Origin of the sequence: Segatella copri (genome assembly GCF_015074785.1) — a bacterium.
In the GTDB taxonomy this organism is placed as follows: domain Bacteria; phylum Bacteroidota; class Bacteroidia; order Bacteroidales; family Bacteroidaceae; genus Prevotella.
Genome location: NZ_CP042464.1, coordinates 2,318,163 through 2,343,056, shown reverse-complemented (window position 1 = coordinate 2,343,056; position 24,894 = coordinate 2,318,163). Strand labels below are relative to the sequence as shown.

Annotated in this window: 17 protein-coding genes; 11 read left to right on the top strand and 6 right to left on the bottom strand. The window is 44.0% G+C overall.

The genetic code is table 11. The features are described from left to right. Positions 1-53 precede the first annotated feature (53 nt). Positions 54-2,024, bottom strand: a complete 1,971-nt coding sequence (locus FO447_RS10040; RefSeq protein ID WP_200756206.1) for a MutS-related protein — start codon at positions 2,022-2,024, stop codon at positions 54-56. Positions 2,025-2,228: 204 nt separating this feature from the next. Here FO447_RS10040 and FO447_RS10035 point away from each other — a divergent pair, with 204 nt between their 5' ends. Further along, the gene (locus FO447_RS10035; RefSeq protein WP_200756205.1) at positions 2,229-3,536 is read left to right on the top strand and encodes an AAA family ATPase; all 1,308 of its coding nucleotides are present in this window, start codon (positions 2,229-2,231) and stop codon (positions 3,534-3,536) included. Continuing rightward, the gene (locus tag FO447_RS10030; protein ID WP_200756204.1) at positions 3,523-4,011 is read left to right on the top strand and encodes a hypothetical protein; all 489 of its coding nucleotides are present in this window, start codon (positions 3,523-3,525) and stop codon (positions 4,009-4,011) included. Before FO447_RS10035 ends, FO447_RS10030 begins: the two co-directional genes overlap by 14 nt. 78 nt (positions 4,012-4,089) lie before the next feature. Here the strand turns inward: FO447_RS10030 and FO447_RS10025 are convergent, their stop codons facing one another. Continuing rightward, a complete protein-coding gene (locus FO447_RS10025; RefSeq protein WP_118064995.1) occupies positions 4,090-4,635 on the bottom strand; it encodes a nitroreductase family protein in 546 nt (181 codons plus the stop codon). Between the two features lie 108 nt (positions 4,636-4,743). Beyond that, entirely contained in the window at positions 4,744-5,439 is a 696-nt protein-coding gene (locus FO447_RS10020; RefSeq protein ID WP_200756203.1) for a hypothetical protein, read from the bottom strand. A 213-nt stretch (positions 5,440-5,652) separates the two neighbouring features. Between FO447_RS10020 and FO447_RS10015 the strand changes: the two genes are divergently transcribed. Then, positions 5,653-6,285, top strand: coding sequence for a nitroreductase family protein (locus FO447_RS10015; RefSeq protein ID WP_200756202.1), 633 nt, complete (start codon positions 5,653-5,655; stop codon positions 6,283-6,285). Positions 6,286-6,739: 454 nt separating this feature from the next. On the opposite strand, the gene FO447_RS10010 is transcribed toward FO447_RS10015, so the two are convergent. Then, positions 6,740-8,377: a DUF6377 domain-containing protein gene (locus FO447_RS10010; RefSeq protein ID WP_200756201.1), complete on the bottom strand. Its 1,638-nt coding sequence runs from the start codon at positions 8,375-8,377 to the stop codon at positions 6,740-6,742. A 228-nt stretch (positions 8,378-8,605) separates the two neighbouring features. Between FO447_RS10010 and FO447_RS10005 the strand changes: the two genes are divergently transcribed. The 8 genes from FO447_RS10005 (at position 8,606) to nhaD (ending at position 22,007) form a co-directional block, all read left to right on the top strand. Further along, complete coding sequence (locus FO447_RS10005) at positions 8,606-11,581, top strand: SusC/RagA family TonB-linked outer membrane protein (protein ID WP_200756200.1); 2,976 nt, start codon at positions 8,606-8,608, stop codon at positions 11,579-11,581. Between the two features lie 163 nt (positions 11,582-11,744). Further along, positions 11,745-12,971: a transposase gene (locus tag FO447_RS10000; protein ID WP_117664388.1), complete on the top strand. Its 1,227-nt coding sequence runs from the start codon at positions 11,745-11,747 to the stop codon at positions 12,969-12,971. A gap of 69 nt (positions 12,972-13,040) precedes the next feature. Continuing rightward, positions 13,041-14,768, top strand: coding sequence for a RagB/SusD family nutrient uptake outer membrane protein (locus tag FO447_RS09995; protein WP_200756199.1), 1,728 nt, complete (start codon positions 13,041-13,043; stop codon positions 14,766-14,768). Between the two features lie 103 nt (positions 14,769-14,871). Beyond that, the gene (locus FO447_RS09990) at positions 14,872-16,974 is read left to right on the top strand and encodes a glycoside hydrolase family 97 protein (protein ID WP_200756198.1); all 2,103 of its coding nucleotides are present in this window, start codon (positions 14,872-14,874) and stop codon (positions 16,972-16,974) included. A 66-nt stretch (positions 16,975-17,040) separates the two neighbouring features. Continuing rightward, a complete protein-coding gene (locus FO447_RS09985; RefSeq protein ID WP_200758544.1) occupies positions 17,041-18,768 on the top strand; it encodes an alpha-amylase family glycosyl hydrolase in 1,728 nt (575 codons plus the stop codon). Between the two features lie 162 nt (positions 18,769-18,930). Further along, the gene (locus FO447_RS09980; RefSeq protein ID WP_118416413.1) at positions 18,931-19,248 is read left to right on the top strand and encodes a helix-turn-helix domain-containing protein; all 318 of its coding nucleotides are present in this window, start codon (positions 18,931-18,933) and stop codon (positions 19,246-19,248) included. Further along, positions 19,238-20,497 carry a type II toxin-antitoxin system HipA family toxin gene (locus FO447_RS09975; protein WP_200756197.1) on the top strand — a complete coding sequence of 420 codons (1,260 nt, stop codon included), beginning with the start codon at positions 19,238-19,240 and terminating at the stop codon, positions 20,495-20,497. The genes FO447_RS09980 and FO447_RS09975 overlap by 11 nt, the downstream gene beginning before the upstream one ends. A gap of 139 nt (positions 20,498-20,636) precedes the next feature. Beyond that, complete coding sequence (nhaD, locus tag FO447_RS09970; RefSeq protein WP_200756196.1) at positions 20,637-22,007, top strand: sodium:proton antiporter NhaD; 1,371 nt, start codon at positions 20,637-20,639, stop codon at positions 22,005-22,007. Between the two features lie 177 nt (positions 22,008-22,184). On the opposite strand, the gene FO447_RS09965 is transcribed toward nhaD, so the two are convergent. Both FO447_RS09965 and FO447_RS09960 read right to left on the bottom strand, forming a co-directional pair. Then, positions 22,185-24,071: a VapE domain-containing protein gene (locus FO447_RS09965; RefSeq protein WP_200756195.1), complete on the bottom strand. Its 1,887-nt coding sequence runs from the start codon at positions 24,069-24,071 to the stop codon at positions 22,185-22,187. A 255-nt stretch (positions 24,072-24,326) separates the two neighbouring features. Continuing rightward, positions 24,327-24,782: a DUF6078 family protein gene (locus FO447_RS09960; RefSeq protein ID WP_200756194.1), complete on the bottom strand. Its 456-nt coding sequence runs from the start codon at positions 24,780-24,782 to the stop codon at positions 24,327-24,329. Positions 24,783-24,894: the final 112 nt, after the last annotated feature.

The window sequence follows — 24,894 nt, the reverse complement described above, 5'->3', positions numbered from 1 at the left end:
TTGTAAAAAGGGAGTTTTATAAATCTTATTGTAGTGCTTTTATTAATTCTATTCTAATATTTCTCCAGAATCTTATTCAGTAAGAAGGTGGCATTTTGGTTTCTTGCTACACCCTTCTGTATCTTATAAGTATAGGTAACATCTGTGCCCAAATCTATCTCGAAACAATAGTTGTGGAATTTTCCTGATGCATCATTCTCCATCTTGGAAAGTTCCAAATCGTGGGTAGCAATGATGCCGCTCACCGGCTGCTTGGAGATGGCTTCTAGGAACTTTCTCGAACCATTCAGCTTATCCAATGAATTCGTTCCTTTCAGAATCTCATCCAGAATAATCAGCGTCCGGAGTGATTCCTTATTGCCCGCTATACTTTTCTTGTAGAACTTTCCTTCTGCACTTTCCTTGCAGAACTTTCCCTCTGCACTTTCTTTACAGAACTTTAGAAGTTCCTCCAATCTGATCAATTCTGCATTGAAATAAGAGATGCCGTGCGTCAAATCATCGGTGGTTCTCATACTCGAGAACAATCTGAAACGTGAAATCTTCAGCTGATCCGCAAACACCGGCATACCCGCCATTGCCAGGATATAGTTCACGCCCAGCGAACGGAGGAAAGTACTCTTTCCTGCCATGTTGGCTCCGGTGATGATATAATAGTTGTCATCCCTGATGGTGAAATCATTCTTCACCGCCTTGGCACCCAGGAAAGGATGATAGAGATTCTTCCCCTCGAACACGATTTCCGGACTTCCGATTTCTGTATTTTCTGAAACAACGCTTTCTTCATCTGCTTCCTGCTTTCCCGAAACAAATTCCGCCTCTTCCGCCTCCGGATGATTATATCTGAAATTCGCCATCGAAACCATCGCATCCATCTCGCTGATGATATGCATCCATTCCTCCATCTTCATCATATAGGTATTCTTCCATTTCAGAAAACTGCGAACCAGGAAGAAATCGCTCAGCATGAAGGCATCGGTGAAGAAAAGACCCAGGAAGTTGCCTCTTCTGTCATACCCCTTCAATATCTTTTCCAGTTGGGCAAAGGAAGGCAGGGCATCTGCCAGAGATTCCTGCATCTCTTTTCCTAACTCGCTATGGAAATTGCGCCTGTTGATAAGCCGGAGTATCTGGGCATAGGCGATGAGCTGATGGCGCAGTTTGCCGCCATTGCTATCAATCTTGTCAAGTGTCTGCTTGCATACGAAGAACATTACCATGTATTGAACCAACACCCACCATAAGGCAAAATTCACCGAAACCATATTGCATATCGACAATATCACGGAACCGATGACTCCGATAATCAGCAGCCATCCGATAACGAGCGAAATCGGAGCCCCAAACCATGCCGGCACCTCCATCATTGAAACCTTCTGCATCGCATCCACCACCGCAGCAGAATCAATCTTCTTCATCTTGCCATTCATCATCTTGCCATCCGCAGTTTGGCTTCTGTTCTTTTCGCCAAGTGCCAGGAATTCCATTCGCCAGTTTTCGCCTTCTCCAGCCAATTCCTTCTGCAAATCCCTTCTTCTTTTGATATCTTCCAGGCTCAGAGGCGTTTCCCGGGTAAGATTCCTGGCGAGTGCCTCTGAACCGCCCGATGTGATGGTTCGACAGATGCGGTTGAACAGCGAACTCTTGCCGAAGACATCGAGGTCGAAGGAATAAGAATGCTGCGGATTCTGATAGAAATCGCCCGTCTCGAAAGGCGAGAAATCGCCCTCCAAAGCCTTGATTTCGTCCTGATAAACCTTGAGCAAAGCCGAAAGATGCTCTATCTTCTCCTTGTTCTTATCGTCAAGTCGTCTGATTCCCAAATAGGCAATCAGGCACAGCGCCGCCCCCATCAGATAGTTCTGCGTATCCCCATCCAATGCGAAATAGCAGATCAGGAAGGCGAGGATGCCGCCAAAAGCCAGCAACTCGCCCGTTATAAATCCCGTATTCTTACGCTTCAGGGCAGCCACCTCAGCAGCGTATCGGCTTACATATTGTTGATAATTCTCCTTGATATTCATACTTTTTCTTTATTATGATTTTTTTGATGTGCAAAATTAGGGATAAAATCTAGATTTCCAAAATAAATTCTCTCATTTTAAGTCTTTTATACTTATATTCGTGATAGGAATCTGGCTTTTATGAACCCTTGGCAGTAAAAAGTGCTATGAAAATTTGGAGGTTACACAAAAACATCGTATTTTTGCATTAAAATAGTTTGAATAATGAGCAAGTATAATTTTAATATAGACAATTATCATGCTATAGGGCATGCTGATATCGAAATAGAGGGTATCACAGTTATCGTGGGTAGCAACGGCTGTGGAAAAAGCACTATGTCCCGTTGGTTGTATTATATCGTCAATACATTGTCAGTGTTAGACAGTTTCTTTTTCTCTGATTTCAGAGATATGATTATCAAATCATTAGAGAAATATTCTAATGCGCTGGATGATATCTCAAATTATCTGGATGATGATAAAAAACGATTTTTTGACCATACCTTATCATTAATGACAATGGTAACATTGAGTAATGGTGGTGTGGAGAAGCTCGATTTTTATTATAAAAGAGCGATTGGTTCACTTGATGACATGCTGGTTAACTTTCTTCAGAAAGAGCAGAATCCTCAGCAGGTGCGTCGAGTGCTTAATCTTTTTGGGATTACTGAACAAAATCATGTTCATGAGGATATAGAACGAAATTCCATTCAGTTGTTTTCTGAATGTCTTCAGAAATATGAAAACAACAAAAAAAATCGTCCCATCAGTTACTTGAAAGAGAAAATCGCTGCTGTATATCGGGAAAAGGATGGCTTTCCTGCCAGCATAAGCTTTAAGGAAGATGAAGTGGAATTGCTTGTTGATAGACTTGGAAAGATATATAGTTTAAATAATGCCATATATATAGGAACACCAGCAGCTATTTCTCTTCGTCAATCAGATAGGGTTCTGATGACTTCCTTGGCACATAAAGTGGTTCATGTAAATGAAAAAGGAAGTGAGATTACCGGCAAACAGGAATTACTTCATTCTATTAATAAAATGATAGATGGTTCTATTGTAGAAAAGGAAAATTTCGATGCTGTTGATTTAGTTTATCACAGCAACAATGGTAAGGATATTAGAATTGAAGATATAGCATCGGGCTTCAAACCGCTGGTTTATATGCTTCGCCTGATAGAAAACGGGTGGCTGACAGAAAACACTTTGTTGGAGATTGATGAGCCTGAAACAAATCTTCATCCACAATGGGTGGTTGAGTTGGCGCATCTTCTTGTTCGCATCAACAAAACATTTGGAACCAAGATACTCATCACGAGTCACAATCCCGATATGGTATCGGCTATCAGGTATATCTCTGAAAAAGAAGGCTTGTTGAATACTACTCGCTTTTATCTGGCAGAGCAAAGTGAAGGTACAGATTCGTTCTACTATAAGAATTTGGGTTGTGACATCGAACCTGTATTTGAATCATTCAATAAATCTTTTGATACTCTTCAGAAATACGTAGAGAACTATGGCGAAATTTAAGATTGGCAATTATCAGGGAATCAAGATTGATTGTTGGACAGCAAAAGATTTAGTCGGCTTGCATCATTTGATGAAGCAGGAGGGATGCCCAAATTCAGAAAATCTTTTCTCTGACACAGATAAGGCAATAGAACTTGATGATGTTCAGAGACGAATTTCTCAAAAACATCATGCTGATAAGAAATCTTCTGCAGATATGCTATTGCATGTGAATGATAAGAGATTACTTTTGACCGATGCAAAATTCCGACTAAGCAATACCAGGAATTTGGATTCAAAGGAGATAGCAAAAAAGGTTAGTGAATCAAAGGCAATGGTTACTTCTAACTATTCTTTTGATAATAGTTTCTATGTTTTGCTGACAAAGAAAGCTACAACTCCTTCCAATTTAAATAGGCTTAGAAGAAATGTAGGAAATAATCCAAATTATCAATTTATGGATGCCGTTGAATTTCATAAACTGTTCGAGGATTAATGTTTGAACTCCGTTCCTGATGTCTAGAAAACTCAGAAACGGAGTTTTTTATAACTTTTTTCTGTCTTTTTTCTAGTATTATGAATTTTTCTCCATCCATTTATTATAGGAAATATTCTCCTCTTTCCACTTATCCTTTGCTTCCGCCTGATTCTTCGGATATCCGATGATGAGGGTATTGAGCGGAATCATCGTCTTGGGCAGATGCAGCAGTTGCTGCATTCCCTCATATCGTTCTTTCAGAGGATAGAGGGCTGTCCACACACAGCCAAGACCCAAGCCGTGAGCCATCAGCAGGATGTTCTCCGTGGCTGCCGAGCAGTCTTGAATCCAGAACTCCTGCTCGATGCCTTCCAGCGTCTTGTTCAGGCATCCGCAAACCACGATGGCAAGTGGTGCCTGCTTCACCATGCTGGCATAAGGACTGAACTGTGGTATCTGGTCGAGAATCTCTCTGTCGTTGATGACCACAAAATGCCAAGGCTGCTTGTTGCAAGCCGATGGAGCGGCCATGCCGGCACGCAGCATCATTTCAATTTTCTCTTGCTCTACAGGCATGTCTGTATAACTTCTCACCGATGTGCGGCTTATGATATTTTCAAAAATCTGATTCTTTTCCATCATAGCTTTTATTCATCTTTTATTCTATCTTGATTGCTAAAATTGCAATGCGCTGCAAATATACGAAACTTTTTGGAGAAATTTGCAGTGCATTACAAATTTCTTGTGCTTCTAGGTAAAATTTGCAGTGCATTGCAAATTTCTTTCTATCGCCCGATACATCCTATAATATGCGTATATATAAACCGATGTTGTGGTTATCATACTGATGAGATTCATGCTGGTGATGGCTGCCTGCTGGGTGTTACCTGCCAGATAAAACACTGCAACAGGGAGTATATTTGAGCATATCAGCCATACCATGAAAACCAGGATAAGGGCTATGCCCAGTTTGCGCATGTTGCCCCTGTGCTTGCTGCACAGATGACAGCCGGCTACCAGGGAGGCGATGACGGAAATCAGGCCCATCGTGCTTTCTGTCCAGGTGAGTATGGAAGCCATTGGGGTAATCTGTCCGTTCTGCATCATCGTTACGAGATGAAGATTGAAGCATAGACCCAGAATGAATGAGAGCACATAGTAAAGCACCATCACCTCGCTGCAGCGTCGTAGTAATTTTACGCCTGCCGGTAGCGTGTAGCGGAATATTCCCCATAAAGCTATAGGGGCGAGCTGCAAGACCAGTTGCTTGATGGTAACCAGGATGGGACTTATTGGAATCAGGATGGGACTTGTTCTGAAGGATAAGCCCGCTTGTCCGCAAACAGAAAATGCCAGCGAAAACAATGCGAAAAAGCAATATGCATACATGGCATATTGCGCAATGCTAGTCAATACTACAGGATTCTTTATTCTTGTTCTTGCCATAATTTCTAAGTTTGATGATTTTGCGGCAAAGGTACGAAAAATCTTCTATACCACCAAATTTTGCACTTGCTTGTTGAATTCGCGTATGTCATCTTTTATGCCTGGACTAATAAAAACTCTTAAAAGATATAAGGTATCTTCTTGAATGTCAGTATTTATTGTTATTTTTGTAAGGTATATACTAATTGAAATATAAGTTTAATCATGAATCATATGAAGAAGATTTTCTTAGGATTGGCAGCAGCACTGATGTTGACTGCCTGCAATGAGAACAGACAGCCGGAGGCAACGACCAGCGTTGACTCTGCAAGTGTGGTAACCGATTTAATGATGAGTCGCAGAAGCATCCGTGCTTACAAGGATTCCGTCATCAGCCGCGATACCCTGAACGAGATTTTGAAATGCGGCATCCATGCGCCAAATGGGCAGAACCTGCAGTCGTATGAAATCAGAGTGATTGATTCTCCTGCACTTATCGATTCGATCACCCAAGCCGTGGTAAAGGATAATCCTAAGATTGCAGAGCGCAAAGGCTTCAAGAATATCTTCGTGAATGCTCCATGCGTGGTTTGCATCGCCTACGATACTACTTATGATATGGCGCAGATTGATTGCGGCTTACTTGGTGAGAATATCATTCTTGCAGCATGGTCAAGGGGCATCGGCTCCTGCTGCCTGGGCAGTTCTGCCCGCTGGATACTGGATTCTCCATCAGCCAAGCCTTACCTCGACCGCATGGCATTCTCCAAGAATTACAAACTGCTCTACTGCATCGCCCTGGGGTATCCTGACGAATCGCCGGAGGCAAAGCCAAGGCGTCAGGATATGATCAAGTTCATGGATTAAGACAAATGAAGGTTGATGTCCTGTTTCAGGACATCAACGTTTGAAGATAGATATGTATATTTTTGAAACATGTAGGCAAAATATGAAACATCTTCTTCAAGTTCTTTTTTATACAACTTTAAGTCAAAAAAGGTTGCTTATTTGAGAAACTTTGGCAATTTCCTTCGATTTCTGGTCGATAACCACTCCTTTAATCTGTTGCGCCCACGTTGGCATGCTATCCGCCGAGAGCAATCCTAATACAATAATTCCCCTTTTAGCATTCATAACCTATATCGTTTGATTTCGGTTGCAAAGGTACGGTGGTTATATTACACTGGGGTTGCGATGAGGTTGAAAAGCATTGACGAAGCTGCGACAAAGATGTTACTTTGGCAAATCAGCTCCATTTTTTCGGAAGAAAGCATTGGCAGCTATCTGTTTCGGATATTTGTGCCGTATTCTTAATCTCCGATCAGTCGGCTATCACCATGCAGAGTCTGAGCACATTTTCTTCGAAGTGCTCCTTGTCGATGGCATTGTTCTTGAGCAGGGAACGGTAGTTGTATACGGTTTGTGGCGAATAAGACAGAATGCCGGCTATCTTTGAACTTTCAGTGATGCCTAATCGCAACAAGGCGCACACACGAAGAATAGGTGGCATTTCCCCATTCTCTTTCAGTTGGATGTGAGCCGATTCTGTGAGTTGCTGGTTCAGTTCGTTTACAAAAGTTGGGTACAGAGCTAGGAAAGACTTGTCGAATTCAGTCAAAAACTCCTTGTTTTCCCTTTCTGTACTTGATGAGGAAGAGAGGAGACTCAGCAGTTCCTTGCTTTGGTTGGCCTTTATCTTTCTTACAGCCAATGTTCGTAGCTTTTGGATCCTCTCAATATTCTTATAGCTCAGGTCAATATATACCTTTACCAATCTCTCGCGTTTCTGATTGGTATTCTTCAATTCGTCGTTGATGAGATGCAATTGTTCATTTAGAATTTCCATTTTTGCCGACGTAGCTGTGATTTCATCTTTCTTTTGTTTCAGAAGCCTGTTCTTCTTGCGGATGAACAGACTGCTTATACCCACTCCGAGCAAGAGCAGGAAAATGACCGACAGCGCAATGTTGAGCATGCTGTTGGTGGCTCTGATTTCATCTGTATAGGCATTGGTAATCATCTGCAATTTGGATGAAATCTCAATGCGGCGCAACCGGTTGTTGTATGCATAAGCATCTTCCAGGGATAGATTGATGTATTCCTGGGCTTTTTTCAGACTTCTTGTCTTATGTTTGTAGATGAAGAGTGCGATGTCCTGTAGGGCTACGTTTTCTTTTGTGGCAGAAGTGACGTCTGAGATGGCTGCAACCAGAAGGTAATGCTCCATAAGCGCTAGGTTGTTGGCTTTCTGATAGATCTCAGAAAGCGCAAAGGCGGTCATGGCATGCAGACGGCTGTTGGTCTTTTCCATGCTCAGTGCCTTTTTGTAGCATTGTATGGTCTTGTTATTGTTGGGCTGATTGCTGTAATAGTATAATTCTCCCATCAGATAGTAATAGAATGCATCTTTCTTTGGAGATAGTTCTATTGCTTTCTTCAGGTATTTCACTTTCTGCTGGTTGTAATTCTTGCTGAATTCATTGTTTTCACAATAGGTTGACCAGTTGTTGTATAGTCCGTAAAGTGTATAATAGTATTGAAACTGATAGTCAAGCGGATCTTCTTCCTTGGGTTCTATCTTCTGCATGATGTTTTTTGCTTCAGCATAGAATCCACGTGTGATAAGCAGGCTGGTTTGGCTAAGTTGGAATCTTTTATGATATAAGATGTTGTTGCTCTTTTGGGCAAGAACAAGGCCTTTTTTTATGTAAGTCATCGCCGAATCATACTCGTAGGCTTTGTATCCATTGGCGAGTTGCTCGTAAAGCTTGAGCTTGTCCTCGTTGCTGGTTACATATTTGGCACCCTGCTTGATGTCGTTCAGACTTTTCTCTTTTACTTCTACATAATGCGCACGTTTTTCTATGGCAGCATCCAGCTGTTTGTAGAGCTGGCTGTTGTCTGCTTTTGCGCATAGTGGTAGTAGTATCAGTAGTACGATAGTTATAAAATGTCTCATGTTTCTTATGTTTTAAAGATTCTGCTGCAAAAGTAATAAAAAACTTTCAGAATCTCGCATCTACTAACGTGTTTTTTTTGAAAATATTTAATTTACTGATATTCAGCCTGATAAATCGGATAGTAGATAATGGTAATCTACCAAAAACCTACTAATCGCAACAACCTATTGAATTTTGACGTACTTTTGCGGCATCAAACAATTTTAATCGTTATAAACCTATAGATTATGGATAAAAACAACCTTTCAAAGAAAGTAGGTCTGCTGTTAGCAGGATGCTTTATTACTTTTAATGCTCTTGGTCAGACAACCATTAAGGGTCAGGTGGTAGATGCCACAGGTGAACCTGTCATTGGTGCCAGCATTCTGGTGAAAGATACCAAGAATGGTGCAGTGTCCGACTTGGATGGTAACTACAAGCTTGACAATGTTAAGGATGGTGCCGTCCTGGTATTCTCTTATCTGGGCTACCGTACTCAGGAAATTCCTGTAAAGGGAAATCATGTTATCAATGTTTCGCTGAAAGAAAACGACGAGGTGCTCGATGAGGTGGTTGTCGTTGGTTATGCTGTGGGCAGCAAGCGCACGGTGTCGGGTGCTGTTGATCGCATTAAGAAGGAAGATATGAACAAGGGTGTGGTAACCAGTCCTGCCGAGGCCTTGAAAGGTAAGGTTGCGGGTGTTATCATTTCTCAGGCTGGCGGCGACCCTACCAGTTCGCCAAGCATCCGTGTTCGTGGAACCTCTTCTCTTTCAGGTGGTAACGACCCGTTGGTTATCATCGATGGCGTCTTTGCTGATATGACGATGTTCAATTCTCTGGCTCCTGGCGATATTGAGAGTCTCACCATCCTGAAGGATGCTTCTGAGACTGCCCAGTATGGTTCACGTGGTGCTTCCGGTGTCATCGTTGTTACCACAGCCAAGGGTAAGTTGGGCTATTCCAGCCTGAGCTACAATGGCCAGTTTGGTGTCAATACAGTCTATAAGAATCTGGATCTGATGTCGGCTTCAGAATATCGTGAGACTGCCAAGTCTTTGGGTCTGACCTATACCGATATGGGTGGCGATACCAATTTCCTTGAGGAGATTGAGCGCAATGTGGGTCTCACCCAGAATCATAATATTTCTTTCTCTTCTGGTACAGACACTTCCAGTCTTCGTGCTTCTCTGGGATTCGTTCTCCGTCAGGGTGCCTTGAAGAATTCTGATATGAAGAATTTTACAGCAAAGCTGGATGGAACCCAGTATCTCTTCGACAAACATCTGAAGTTGGAACTGGGCATATTCGGTTCTCAGCGCAATAGCAATATCCAGTATGATATGCACAGGATGTTCTATTCTGCTACAGCCTATAACCCTACTTATCCTAATGTAAGAAACGACAAGGGTGAATGGGATGAGGACTTGCTTGCCAGTGAAGTCTGGAATCCGCTGGGATTGCTCGATATTGATGACTTCTACAAGGATGCCTCTGTCAATGTTCATGGCAAGGCAACGGTCAACATCATCGACGGACTCACTGTAAGTGCCTTTGGTTCATATAATTATTGGAACCGTGACAATAAGTTCTATATTCCTAACAATATCCAGATGGGTAAGCTGAACGGTAACGGATGGGCTTATATCGCCAATACCAACCGCAAGGACTATATGGGCAACGTCATGGTGAATTTCTCCAAGGATTTCGGCAAGCATCACATTGATGCCTTGGCTCTGATGGAGGGACAGAAGTATACCTACGACTGGAACTCACAGGAGGCACATGGATTTGATACCAACTACTTCAAATTCAATAACATGAAGGCTGCTGCCAATGTGAGCTGGGGTAATCTGCAGTCTAACTACACCGAATATACCCTGAGCTCTTATATGGCTCGTGTCAACTATATGCTGGCTGACAAATACATCGCTACCGTCAATGTTCGTACCGATGGTTCTTCTAAGTTGGGTAATGGTCAGAAGTGGGGCTGGTTCCCTTCTGCTTCCTTGGCATGGGTAATCAGCAATGAGCCTTGGATGAAGAAAATCAAGCAGATAGACAATTTCAAGATTCGTGCAGGATATGGTGTGACCGGTAATCAGGATGCTATCGATCCTTATACTTCTCTCGCCCTGATGGAGCCAAATGGTGTAACTACCGTCAACGGCGCAACAAGTACTACTTTTGCGGTTACCTCTAACAGCAACCCTGATCTGAAGTGGGAGGTAAAGAAGACATTTGATGCCGGTTTCGACCTGTCGATGTTCAAGCAGCGTCTCAACGTAACCTTCGACTGGTACACTTCTGAGACTTCAGATATGCTTTATACCTATACGGTGCCGGTGCCTCCTTTCACTTACGACCGTCTGTTGGCCAATATGGGTACCATGACTAATATGGGATTTGAACTGGCTGTTCGAGGTGACATCATCAAGACAAAGGACTTCACCTTCAATTCCGGTTTGAATTTCTCTTATCAGAAGAACAAGCTGAAGAAGTTGAGCGGTACCTACAAGGGACAGCCTATGACAACGAGCGAGCATATCTCTGTTGCCACCGTAGGTGCGGCTGGTCTGGTGCATAACAATGGCGTAACCTATCTCATTGAGGGACAGCCTGTAGGTGTATTCTATCTGCCTCACTGCACAGGTATCGATGAGAAGGGACAGTATATCATCGAAGACCTTGATGATAATGGTACCATTGATACGGGTGATAGTGGCGACCGCAAGGTTTGCGGACAGGCAATCCCTAAGTACTTCCTCGGTTGGGATATGGGCTTCAAGTACAAGAACTGGGATCTGACTATGCAGTTTAACGGTGCTTTCGGTCATAAGATTTACAATGCTACCTCCATGACCTTGAACAATATGAGTAATTTCCCAACCTATAATATCCTGAGCGGTGCACAGCATCTCAACAATGGTAAGGGAATCCATGATGTTCAGATTTCTGACTACTGGTTGGAAAAGGGTGACTATATGAACTTCGAATACGCTTCTCTGGGCTACACCTTCACCAAGGATATGCTCAAGTGGAAATTCATCAACAACATTCACCTGTCGTTGTCGGTCAACAATATCTGTACTCTCACGGGTTACAAGGGCTTGACGCCAATGATCAACTCTGCAACCATCAGTGGAGACAATCTGGGTGTTGACGACAAGAACATCTATCCTCTGAGCCGTACTTATACTTTGTCGCTCTCAGTGAATTTCTAAATGTTTTCACATAGAATAGATAACAAGTTCTAATTAACAATACTCTGTTAATTCTTATGTAATCGATTGAAAATGAGAGAGTTAATTAACGTAATATAACTAATAAAATTTGGTTAAGTGGCTGATTATCAGTAACTTTATAGTTCTCTAAGCTCAAAGTTATATGACATCAGAACCACTCAACCAATATACGGAAATATGCAGAGATGCTATCAAAAGTTCATCTGCAAAGTTAAGCAAAACTTTCGAGAGTCTACTCTTGGAAATACTTTTATTGTACATGACGATACAAAGAAAGATAAATTTCACTCAAATGGAGCGTTACGGCACCCATTGTGAGCAGACCTACAGAACGAACTTCAACCGTGGTCGTGCTAAATGCATAGACTGGGTGAAGTTCAACCTTGCCCTATGCCGACGTTACTTGAATATGGATGGTCTATTGGCTATAGCCATCGATCCGAGCTACATCAGCAAGTCGGGTAAGAAGACTCCGCATATCGGTACTTTCTGGTCCGGTTGTGCAAGTTCCATGAAGCATGGGCTTGAAATCATGGGGCTTGCACTTGTCGATGTCCATGCCAACAGTTGCATGATGCTGCGCGCCCATCAGACTCCATCTACTGGAGAATTGAAAATGCGTAACATGACTCTCGTGCAACATTACATAGCGGTCATCAAGCGTTATAAGAAGGATTTGTTGAAGGTCACCGATATTGTTGTCGCTGACGCTTTCTTCTCTATCCGTCCGTTTGTGGACGGAATCAAAGAGTGCGGTTTCCATCTTGTCAGCCGCTTCAGGGATACTGCGAGCCTATATTATGTGTATACGGGACCTCGTTCCAATAAGCCTGGACGTCCCAAGACACTTGACGGAAAAATCAACTACAAGAAACTTGACCTCACACGTATGGCAGAGTTGCATATTGAAGGACTTGAAGGCACAGCCTACACACTCATAGCCTATTCAAAGGCATTGAAGCAGAAAGTGCGCCTTGTCATTTGGGTTATGCCGAACGGAAAACACAAGCTTTTCTTCTCAACAAAGACATCCATGTCGGGTGAGGAAGTGTTGCGCACATACCGCTCAAGATTCCAAATAGAGTTTTGTTTTCGCGATGCAAAGCAATATACTGGTCTTACGCATTGCCAAGCAAGACACAAGAACCAGTTGGACTTTTCCTATAATGCATCATTCGCATCACAGAATGTTGCGAAAGTGATGATGAAGGAAAATGAATTGCCGTATTCCATGGCTTCTTTCAAGGAGATTATGGCAAGCACATACATCGCTAAATTAATTTTCAACAAGTGTCGGAGAATACCGAACCGAAAGTTAATTAGTCATACTATCAAAGAACTCTTTGGCTGGCAACGTAAAGCTGCTTAGCCATTATCTCAAATTTTAACGAACTATTGAATTAAGAATTACATTATTAATATATAAAGGATTACAGTTATGAAACAATATATTATAGGCTCGATGCTTCTTTCATCGATATTACTGGCTAGTTGCTCACTGGATGAGACTCCACGAAGCAAGTTTTCTGAGAAGGAGGCTTTCAGTACCTCTAAGCTGGTATATGTAAACACAGTGGCTAACGTATATTCTTCCATCGGCAATGGATTGTATGGAAGTGATGGTGGTTCTGTGCATACCTTCCAGGAGTTCTCTTCTGATGCCAGTATGATTCCTGGTCGCCAGGGTGACTGGGTAGATGGTGGAGCCTGGCAGAACATTTTCCTTCACAACTTCGAGTCGTCTGTAAGCAAGTATAACGATGTGTGGAACAACCTGTATCGTGTCATCGGTCTTGCCAATTCTTCTATCGACCGACTCAACAAGTACCTGGGTGAACATCCGGAGTATGCTGGATATGTATATGAATTGAGAGCCCTTCGTGCTGTCTATTATTACTATGTGATGGATCTCTTCGGACAGGTGCCATTGGTTGTTTCTTCTGAGGTGAGTGCTAACGAGGTGGAGCAGTCCAACCGCTCTGATGTCTTCAAGTTTGTCACTTCAGAATTGGCTGAATGTATTCCTCATCTTTCAGACAGTAAGAGCCAGAACGAGGGTGAATATTATGGCCGTATCACTAAGGCTGTGGCATATATGTGTATGGCTAAGTGTGCCATCAATGCACCGGTCTATACCATCGATGATACCACTCCAACCAGCTATAGTGCCTTTGTTGGTACAGACAAGAGCGGCAAGGCTACTGCCAGCGAGGAGCAGGGAAATACTATTTCGGAAATGGGCAAAAAGATTAAAATCACTTTGGATGGTGAAACTCGCAATGCGTGGGAAACGGCAGCCTATTGTGCTGATCAGATTGCCAGCTTGGGTTACCGCCTGCAGCCTAGCTATGCAGATAACTTCATCGTAGCCAACCAGAATTCCGTGGAGAATATCTGGACCCGCCCAAATGATTGCGTCAACTATAAGATAGAGGATTACAACATCGTCCGCACCCTGCATTACAACCATGGTGGTGCCATCGGTTACCAGGGCTGGAATGGAGCCTGCTCTTCCAAGCAGCAGATGCTGGTATATGGCTATGGAACGGCTAACCCTGACCCTCGTCTGAAACTCAACTTCTATACCGATAAGGATTATATGGAGGAGACAGGAAAGGCTGTAGAGGACGGTGCTACAGATAAGCCACTGGAGTATATGCCATTGGCTGTAAAGGTGGATTTCACTGCTACCGATGACCCTCATGCCATGAAGTGTTCCGGTGCCAGAATGAAGAAGTATGAGTTTGACAAGTCCACTACCCAGCAGTATAGCTTCAACAACGACTTGGTGATCTGGCGTTATGCCGATGCCTTGCTTTTGAAGGCTGAGGCTGAGTATCGTATGGGTAACAAGGCTGAGGCTCTCACAATTGTCAATGAGGTTCGTGGCCGTGTTGCTGCTACACTTCGTACAGAACTTACGCTCAATGACATTCTGGATGAACGTATGCTGGAACTGGCTTGGGAGGGAGTACGCCGCCAAGACCAGATCAGATTCTGTACCTTTACAGAGCCTACTGCAGACCGCTTCAATGGTGTGACCCACAATGCTTCTGCAGGTGATTACAATGATGATACGCAGGGCTATACCATGGTTTATCCTATCCCTTATGCCGTGCTCAACTTGAACAAGAAACTCCACCAGAATCCTGGTTATACCAAGTAATGGTTAGCTCCAATGAGGAAATATTTCTCATTGGAGCGTTCCAAGGAAAATTGTAATTTTATATGAATTCGGTATTGAATATTATAAACAAAAAATAAAAAATATGAAAAAACTCTTTTTGCTCGCAAGCCTTCTGATGGCTTTTGGCATCTCGGCAGATGCTGGAGATATCACTTCTCCTAACGGACAAATCAAGGTGAACTTCACTTTGGATGGCACTGTACCTACCTATAGTGTGACCTATCAGGGTAAGACCATCATCAAGCCTAGCCGTCTGGGTTATCAGCTCGCTAAGGGCGGCAAGGATGGCAAGGATCTGCTTTCTGATTTTAGTGTCATCAATGAGAAGACTTCCACTTTCGACGAGACCTGGACTCCTGTTTGGGGAGAGAACAAGTCTATCCGCAATCATTATAATGATATGCTGGTAGAGTTGAAGCAGAATTCTACAGACAGTTATATGAACGTTCGCTTCCGTGTTTATGACGATGGAGTAGGATTGCGCTATGAGTTCCCACAGAAAGGCAGTCTCAACTACTTTACCATCAAGGAAGAGCGTACTGAGTTTGCCATGACGGGCGATCATACCGCCTGGTGGATTCCTGGTGATTATGATACCCAGGAATATGAATACACCAAGACCCGTCTGTCTGGCATTCGTCCAGCCTTGCATGCTGCTGTTAGTGGCAATCTCTCACAAACCGTCTTTTCGGATACCGGTGTACAGACCTCACTCCAGTTGAAGACAGATGACGGTATCTACATCAATCTGCATGAGGCTGCTCTGGTGGATTATCCAGCCATGCACCTGAATCTGGATGACAAGAGCATGACCTTTACCTCTTGGCTTACTCCAGATGCACAGGGAATGAAGGGATATGTGCAGACTCCGTTCAAGAGCCCTTGGCGTACGATGGTCATTACAAATGATGCTCGCAAGGTATTGTCTTCCAACCTGATTCTCAATCTCAATGAGCCTTGCAAGATCAAGGATACCTCCTGGATTCATCCTGTAAAGTATGTAGGTGTATGGTGGGAGATGATTTCAGGTAAGGGAGAGTGGGCTTATACCCATGATTATCCTACCGTGAAGTTGGATGGAACCGACTATGTACATGCCAAGCCATCGGGCAAACATTCTGCCAACAATGCCAATGTACGCCGTTACATCGACTTTGCTGCAGCCCATGGTTTCGATGCAGTCCTGGTAGAAGGATGGAACATCGGTTGGGAAGACTGGAGTGGCTATATGAAGGAAAAGGTATTCGATTTCCTGACTCCATATCCAGATTTCGACATCAAGGCACTCAATGAGTATGCACATTCAAAGGGAGTGAAGCTTATCATGCATCATGAGACCTCCTCTTCTGTAATGAACTACGAGAAGTATATGGACAGAGCTTATCAGTTGATGAAGGATTATGGCTACGATGCAGTGAAGAGCGGTTATGTGGGCAACATCATTCCTCGTGGCGAGCATCACTACAGTCAGTTGGAAATCAATCACTATCTGCATGCCGTAACCCGTGCTGCCGATTATCAAATCATGGTAAATGCCCATGAGGCTGTGCGTCCTACCGGTCTCTGCCGCACTTATCCTAACCTGATTGGCAACGAGAGTGCTCGCGGTACTGAATATCAGGCTTTCGGAGGTACCAAACCGGGACATACCGCCATCTTGCCTTTCACCCGTCTGCAGGGTGGTCCGATGGATTATACACCGGGTATCTTTGAAATGGATTGCGCCAATGGTTCACATTGCAACTCTACCATCTGCGGTCAGTTGGCACTTTATGTAACGATGTACAGTCCATTGCAGATGGCTGCCGATTTCCCTGAGAATTACGAGAAGCACATGGATGCCTTCCAGTTTATCAAGGATGTGGCTGTAGATTGGGACAAGTCTATCTATCTGGAGGCTGAACCAATGGAGTATATCACCGCTGCCCGCAAGGCAAAGGGTTCTGATAACTGGTTTGTCGGTGGCGTTACGGGCATGAAGGCTCATCAGTCTACCGTAAAGCTCGATTTCCTCGAGAAGGGCAAGAAGTATGTGGCTACCATCTATCAGGATGCAAAGAATGCCAACTACAAGACCAATCCGCAGGCTTATGTCATCACGAAGAAAACTGTGACCAGTAAGTCTGTCTTGAAGTTGCACTCCGTTGCAGGTGGTGGATTCGCTATAAGCATTCTTGCGCAATAAAATGCAGGATTTTAAGTTGTTATGAGAGAAATTTTTCTTGGATTAATAATGATGCTCATGAAAAGAATGAATAAAATGCTGTTGGTTGCTGCTTTGGCAGCAACCACACTTTCTGCTCAGGCAGAACAGAAGAAGGGACCGGCTTGGTTGAGTGATGCACTGTTCTATCAGATTTATCCATCTTCCTATATGGATACTGATGGCAATGGTATTGGCGACCTGCCGGGTATCACTTCCAAGTTGGATTACATCAAGTCGCTGGGTGTGAACGCCCTCTGGCTCAATCCGATCTTTGAGTCGGGATGGTTTGACGGTGGATATGATGTCATCGACTTCTATAAGGTGGATCCCCGATTCGGTACCAATACCGATTTGGTTACATTGGTCAATGAGGCCCATAAACGTGGCATGAAGGTTTGTCTCGACCTGGTGGCAGGACATTCCAGCACCAAGTGTGCCTGGTTTAAGGAGTCTTCCGAGAAAGATCCTAACCAGCGTTACAGCGACTATTATATCTGGATGAATGATATCCCTGAGAGTGAGAAGAAAGAAATAGAAGCCCGTCATCAGGAGGCAAGTCCGGAGTCTAGTACCCGAGGCAGATATGTGGAGGCGAATGCTCCTCGTGCCAAGTATTATGAGAAGAATTTCTTCGAGTGCCAGCCAGCCTTGAACTATGGCTTTGCTCATCCAGACCCAAATCATCCTTGGGAGCAGAGCGTAGATGCGCCAGGACCACAGGCTGTCCGCAGGGAGATACGTAACATCATGGCTTTCTGGTTTGATAAGGGTGTGGATGGCTTCCGTGTAGATATGGCGTCATCGCTTATCAAGAACGACCCCGACAAGAAGGAGGTTTCCAAGCTCTGGAAGGAGATGCGTGCCTGGAAGGATAAGTATTATCCAGAGACCGTCCTGATTTCTGAGTGGGCTAATCCGCAGCAAGCCATTCCTGCCGGCTTCAACATCGATTTCTACATCCATTTCGGTCTTAAGGGCTATGCCTCTCTGTTCTTCGACCGCAAGACTCCATGGGGCAAGTGGGAGCAGAGCTATCAGAACTGCTATTTCGACAAGCAGGGCAAGGGTTCGCTTAAGGAATTTAGCGAGAACTTTACCAAGGCTTTCAATGCCACCAAGAATCTCGGCTACATCGCTGTTCCATCTGCTAACCACGATTACCAGCGTCCTAACATCGGTACCCGCAACACGCCAGACCAGCTGAAGGTGGCGATGACCTTCTTCCTCACCATGCCAGGTGTTCCATTTATCTATTATGGTGATGAGATTGGTATGAAGTATCAGATGAATCTCCCTAACAAGGAGGGTAGCAATGAGCGCTCTGGTACCCGCACTCCGATGCAATGGACCAAGGGCAAGAATGCCGGCTTCTCAACGAGTGCGCCTGATAAACTCTACTTCCCTGTAGATACGGAAAACGGAAAGTTGACCGTAGAGGCTCAGCAGGGAGATCAGAATTCTCTGTTGTCATATACCCGTAAGCTGACCGCTTTGCGTCATTCAGCCAAGGCTCTTGACAATGAGGGAGATTGGAAGCTCCTGAACCAGAAGGGTCAGGAATATCCGATGGTATATGAGCGCACTTTGGGTGATGAGAAGTATGTTGTTGTCGTGAATCCTGGTGCCAAGGCAGCCTCTCTCAACATCAACTCTGTAGGTGGCAAGGCAGTTTCTGTTCTTTCTACAGGAAAGGTTGTATATAAACCAGGCAAGAAGACCGATGTCATCAAGGCTTCAGGCATTAGTGCCGCCGTATTCAAGGTGGCTAAGTAACCTGCAAACATGATTATTGCTAGCTTTATTAAATATCAGAATCCGCATGGCTCTCTGGGCTGTGCGGATTTTTTATACCGATTTTTCTTTTTAATAACTAAAGATATTTAAATATTTAACCCTATATTTGGTGATAAATAAAGAAATAACTATATTTGCAGCATGATTACGGAATATGGTATAGAGGCAAAGTCTAATTCTGAGATTATATCTGAATTAGGAGGACGATTCAAGCAATATCGTCTGTTCAGCAATCTCACTCAGAAAGAGGTGGCTGTAAAGGCTGGTGTGAGCATTTTCACCATTAGCCAGTTTGAAAAAGGCGAAGCTAAGAACATAGGCTTTGGCACTATTCTTTCTCTGTTGAGGAGCATTGGATTCCTGCAGGAAGCAGAGAAACTCTTGCCGCCACTGCCAATGCTGCCTAGCCATGTGAAGAAAATGAATGAAAAGAAGGAAAGGGTAAGACATGAAAGATAATGTTGTGCAGGTGAATTTATGGGATAAGAATGTGGGCTTGTTGTCTTGGGACGACAAGCGGGGCTGCTCTGTCTTCCAATTCGACAAGGATTTTATGCAATATGGATGGAATATTGCACCATTGGTAGCGCCGTTGGATTCTGTTTATGTTCAAAGAACTTTCCCTATGTCTGGAAACAGAGAAAAACTTTATGCAGGTTTGCCTGAGTTCATAGCAGATTCTCTGCCTGACAATTGGGGAAATGTGGTCTTCCAGAAATGGATGGAAGCCAATCATCTGCAATCCAAAATGGTAAATGCAGTGGATAGACTGTCTTTTATCGGTAAGAGAGCAATGGGAGCCTTGGAGTTTCAACCTGCTCATATCCAGGAGGATGCATCTGTAAATATCGAATTGGCTTCACTTTATGAACTTGCTAATAAATTATTCCTGGATAGGCAGGATGTGAACATTGATATGAGCAACAGTCTTATTCTGGAAGATTTGTACAAGGTGGGAACTTCCGCTGGTGGTCAGCGTCCTAAGGCGATTATCGGCATGGATGAAACTACAGGTATTATTCGTTCAGGTCAAGCCGATTTGCCAACCAACTTTAAGCACTATATATTGAAGTTTGATACAAGCAGAAAAAATGAACTTCCTTTTACCAGGGTAGAGATGGCTTATTATCTGATGGCCAAGGATGCCGGTATCAATATGATGCCTTCTCGTTTGGTAGAGATTGAAGGAACCCAGAATTTTCTGACCCAACGCTTTGATAGAGTGGAGGGTAGAAAAATATATACTCAGACTTTAGCTGCCATGAGTTCCTTGGCTGATACTTACGAAGATTTGTTTGTGGTGGGTAGAAAACTGAATTTGTCTGCTGAAGAGCAGAGTCAGCAATATAGGAGAATGGTGTTTAATGTTCTTGCAGAGAATGTAGATGACCATACCAAGAACTTCTCATTTGTGATGTACCCCAATGGAGAATGGCATATATCGCCAGCTTACGACATCGTGTTTTCCGCCGATCCTGATTCGCATTTCTATCGTAACCATGAACTTACGATTCTTGGCAAGCGAAAGAATATAACGAAGCAGGATTTGATGCTTTTCGCACAAAGACAGGATATCAGAAATGCTTCTAGTATCATAGAAGAAGTGGAAGACGTGGTGATGAACTTCAAGTCTTATGCAGAGAAAGTGGAAATCGATGAGCACTGGATACGCAAAATAGAACGGGTTTTGGAAGAAAACCGTTGTTAAGTAAACGATTTCATACAATTATAATAAGGAATCGTGTGGTTATTGCTTTTCTTTTTGTACCTTTGCAGCCGTTTGGCAATTGTGGGTACCAAATCATACATAAAGGAAAAAAAGAATATCTAATAATAAATAAAAAGTAATGACTACACTTACAATTTCTATTATTGTCGTTTTCGTGCTCGGCTATGCACTCATAGCCACCGAAAGCTTGACAAAGGTAAACAAGGCTGCGATAGCCCTGTTGATGTTGGTAGGTTGTTGGACCCTCTACATGGTGGATCCAATGCAGTATCTCCAGTTGATGCACCCTGATTATACAGGCGGTGCAGCAGGAATGGTGGAGAAGGTGACCGGAATCATCCAGGAACATCTGGGTGATACTGCCACAACACTCTTCTTCCTGATGGGTGCAATGACCATCGTGGAAATCGTTGACCAGAACGGCGGATTCAACTGGGTTCGCAAGGTGATGAAGACAAAGTCGAAGCGTGCGCTTCTCTGGCGTATCGCTATCCTTACCTTCTTCCTCTCTGCAATCCTCGACAATCTGACCACCAGTATCGTGATGATCATGATTCTCCGAAAGCTCGTCACCGACCATAAGGATCGCATGGTTTATGCATCTCTCGTCATCATCGCAGCCAATTCGGGTGGTGCCTTCTCACCAATCGGCGACGTTACCACCATCATGCTCTGGAACAAGGGACTGATTACTGCAGCCGGCGTTATCGCCGAAATCTTCATCCCGTCTGTGGTTTCCATGGTGATTCCTGCCCTCATCCTTCAGACCATGTTGAAGGGCGAACTCGTGATGCCTGAGGTTTCTGCCCAGCAGAATGCAGCGGTCAGCGATTTCACCGAAGGTCAGCGCAAGGCTGTGTTCTGGTTGGGAGTAGGCGGTTTGGTCTTCGTTCCTATCTTCAAGAGTATCACCCACTTGCCTCCATTCGTAGGAATCCTTCTAGTATTGGGCGTTCTCTGGACTGCCACCGAAATTTTCTATCGCGGTTTGCATCGTGGAGCTGATGCTGAGGGCACTCAGAAGCGAGTAACCAAGTTGCTTTCTCGTGTTGATATGAGTACCATTCTCTTCTTCCTCGGTATCCTGATGGCAGTATCCTGCCTGGCTGAGATTGGCGTGTTGACTGCTTTGGGTCAGGGCTTGAACGTCGTATTCGATGGCAACCACTACCTCGTAACTGGTATCATCGGTGTGCTTTCAAGTATTGTTGATAATGTGCCTCTGGTAGCCGGATGTATGGGAATGTATCCTGTGGCAGCCGCTGGTGATATGGCTGTGGATGGTGTCTTCTGGCAGTTGCTGGCCTACTGTGCCGGTGTCGGTGGTTCAATGCTGATTATCGGTAGTGCCGCAGGTGTGGTAGTAATGGGCTTGGAGAAGATTACCTTCGGCTGGTATATGAAGCATATCTCCTGGATAGCTTTCGTAGGTTATCTCGCAGGTATCATCAGCTACTGGTTCATCCGCACCTTCCTTTATGCTATCTAAAGGATAATAGTTTTCGCTTACGTGAAAAAGTTTTTTTGAGAAAAAAGTCTCAAAGTCTCATTTTTTTTATTGAAAATATCGACTTAAAGGCTTGATAGATAATAAGATAAAGAGAATGAGACTTCTCGGTTTTTGTGCCGAGAAGTCTCATTAAAGTATCATAGAAGTATCATTATTTCACTTTTTCTTTACAAGATACTTCATTCCATCTGCAAATCTCTTATGTTTTAACTCACTCATATTCGCCAGTTTTCTGCCGAATCCCATCAAACTGTTCACCTTGAGCGATGAACCTATCTGCTTTTTCAGATAGTCGAAAATCTCGGCGGCAGTCAGATATTCACCCTCTTTCTCATTCTCAACCAAATCAAAATAGAGCCGGAAATACTGGTCTATCGGCTCAGCCACCTCAAACTGGCAGTTGTTCTTCATGATCAACTTCACCTGTTCCGCATCAAAATAACTCTTTTCGCCATTGTGCAGGGCGGTCAGCGCCTGGGCGAAAAGTTGCTGATAGTTCGGACGCACACTCACATCGATCGGTCCCGTCAGTTCCACGCCTATAAACCTTCTGTTGCCGGATGGGTCGGTGAGAATATCCGTCATGTTGCTCGTGGCGATGAACGAGGCGAGACGAGGAAATTCCATGACATGACTGCCATACGGAGGCTTGTATTTCAGCGTAGGCAACTGGATGAGATTCTTCAGAAATCCCTGCTGCACCTGTGGCGAAATCTGGTTGAACTCATCGAGATTGATGACCATAAACTGTGCCATCGCCTGATAAACCTGACGTTTTTCTGACAGAATCAGATTATCGTTATATCCCCACTGCAGCTCCGGTGGCAACAGCCGGCGACAGAAAGTACTCTTGTTGTAACCCTGCTTGGAAATCAGAAGCGGAGCCACCGAGTTGCCATACTGGCGATGGGTAAAGCCGCGCCACTGGTCAACCATGCCCAGAAACCAGGTGTAGAACCAGTCTGCCCAGTAAGGATTGTTGGTAGGAACCGTACGAGCCAAGGCACGTATATGGTCCTTCCCGTCCCATTTGTCGTAGCATTGGAAGAGATATTCATCTATCGGATTATAATTCTTGATATAATCAGACTCTAGAAAATTCCTGACATCCTTGATGCTCACTCGGATATCAGCGAGCTGCACCTCCAGCGTCATGCGCTTCTGCACTCTCGAATCTACGGGCTGGAAACCATACCAACCCTTCTCCTTTGGCATGTATTCCACGAATTTCATCACCGTGTTGTATCTGAAGTTATATTTACTTTTCAGCAGCTGTATCATGCTCGCGATATTCTCGCGAACGCTGTTCTTGTCAACTTTCTTTTCTTCTTCCGAAGTATCGGAACCAGGAATCATCTGCTGATTATCTTCCGTGTTGAAAGCCTGGTTCTGAGGGTGCATGTTGCTGTCAATTTTCATCGCCACCGCCTTACTGTTGAAATAAGGTTTCGCATCGAGCGTCATCATAAAACTGTTGTGCATCGAAGGCTCAAAAGACAGATTTGAGCCCGCTTCTATAGAAGGTTTCGGTCCGTCTGTGAGCACCGAAGTCTTGGCAATCGCCTGATATACAGGCAGAATCTGCTGGTAAGCGATGCGGTACAGTCGTTCGGCATCCGCCTCCTCAGCAGGCAGCAAATCATCTTCATTGCTGAATTTCACCAATACGATAACCGACTTTCCATCAGCACCTTCCAGCGCAGCAAAGGTAGAAGGCAGCATGGCAACCGAGCGCTTCACGCCCTCCACGCCGTCCGCATCCGTGATGTTTCCGAATTTCAGCAGCAGGATACCGTTGCAAGTCTTCATCTTCAGGTTGTTGTTTTCGTCTTTGGCGAATTCTGCAGCTGGATAGATGTGCATCCATGTTGGCATATCCTTGTAATATTCGTAGCCGCTTTCCATATAGGTCACGTATTCGCGGAAATGGGTAACAGTAAGTCTGCTGTCATCTTTTGCGATACGTTGCAGCAACTTCTCCATCGTCTTTGTGCTGACGAGGAGCTGCTTCTTATTGTTTGTATGAACGATAGTTACCTTCATTGTATATCTGATTAATGGTTAAGTGTCAACTATAAACTGTAAATTATAAACTGTAAATTATAAACTATAAACTCTTGTTGGCGTTGCCCAAAGTTTGGTTGGTAAATTGGGCACTCGTTTCCCGTTGTACGGGCAATGGCTGCCCGTCACTTGTTCTCCAGTAGCCCATCACTTGTTCACCGGTAGCCCATCACGTGTTCTCTGTGGGACCGCTTAAATGGCATGGCTGGAACATCTGGAGGACAGAGAAAAAGATTAGCTTTTAGTGAAATCAATCTCTTCCGAGAAATGATCGAATTCAACATCTTTATATCCGTATCTGGCGAAGAGCTGTTTGATATATGCCTGTTGTTCCGGCAGGAGTTTCAGTTGTCCCAGTTTGTAACGATAGTATTGTCCTTTGCTGCCGAGGTAGTCTCTCATTTCGGCGCGCAGTGCAGGAGCGTCTTTCACTTTCATTTCGGCAAAGAGTTTGTCGAATCCCCATGCCATTTTCACGACACGCAGCGGAGTGAAGTACTTGCAATTCCCGTTTTTCAGGGCATTTGGGAAAATGGCATCCCCTCTATCTGTCTTCTCATTTTTGTAGAGACCGGATAGATAGTGGATACATTTGTTTTTCATCGGACATGGTTCGGTGAAACAGTAGGTGATGTTGCTAGGTACGTTTCCGTACTCAAAAGCCTTTTTCAGTAATTCCTTTTCATCCATGTTTCTTAAGTATTAAGAATAAAACATTCTGTTTTACTAGACGCAAAAACATCCTGTTTATTGCCTTATAAATGCTATTATTATCACTTCATAAAGCATTTTTTTTCGATGC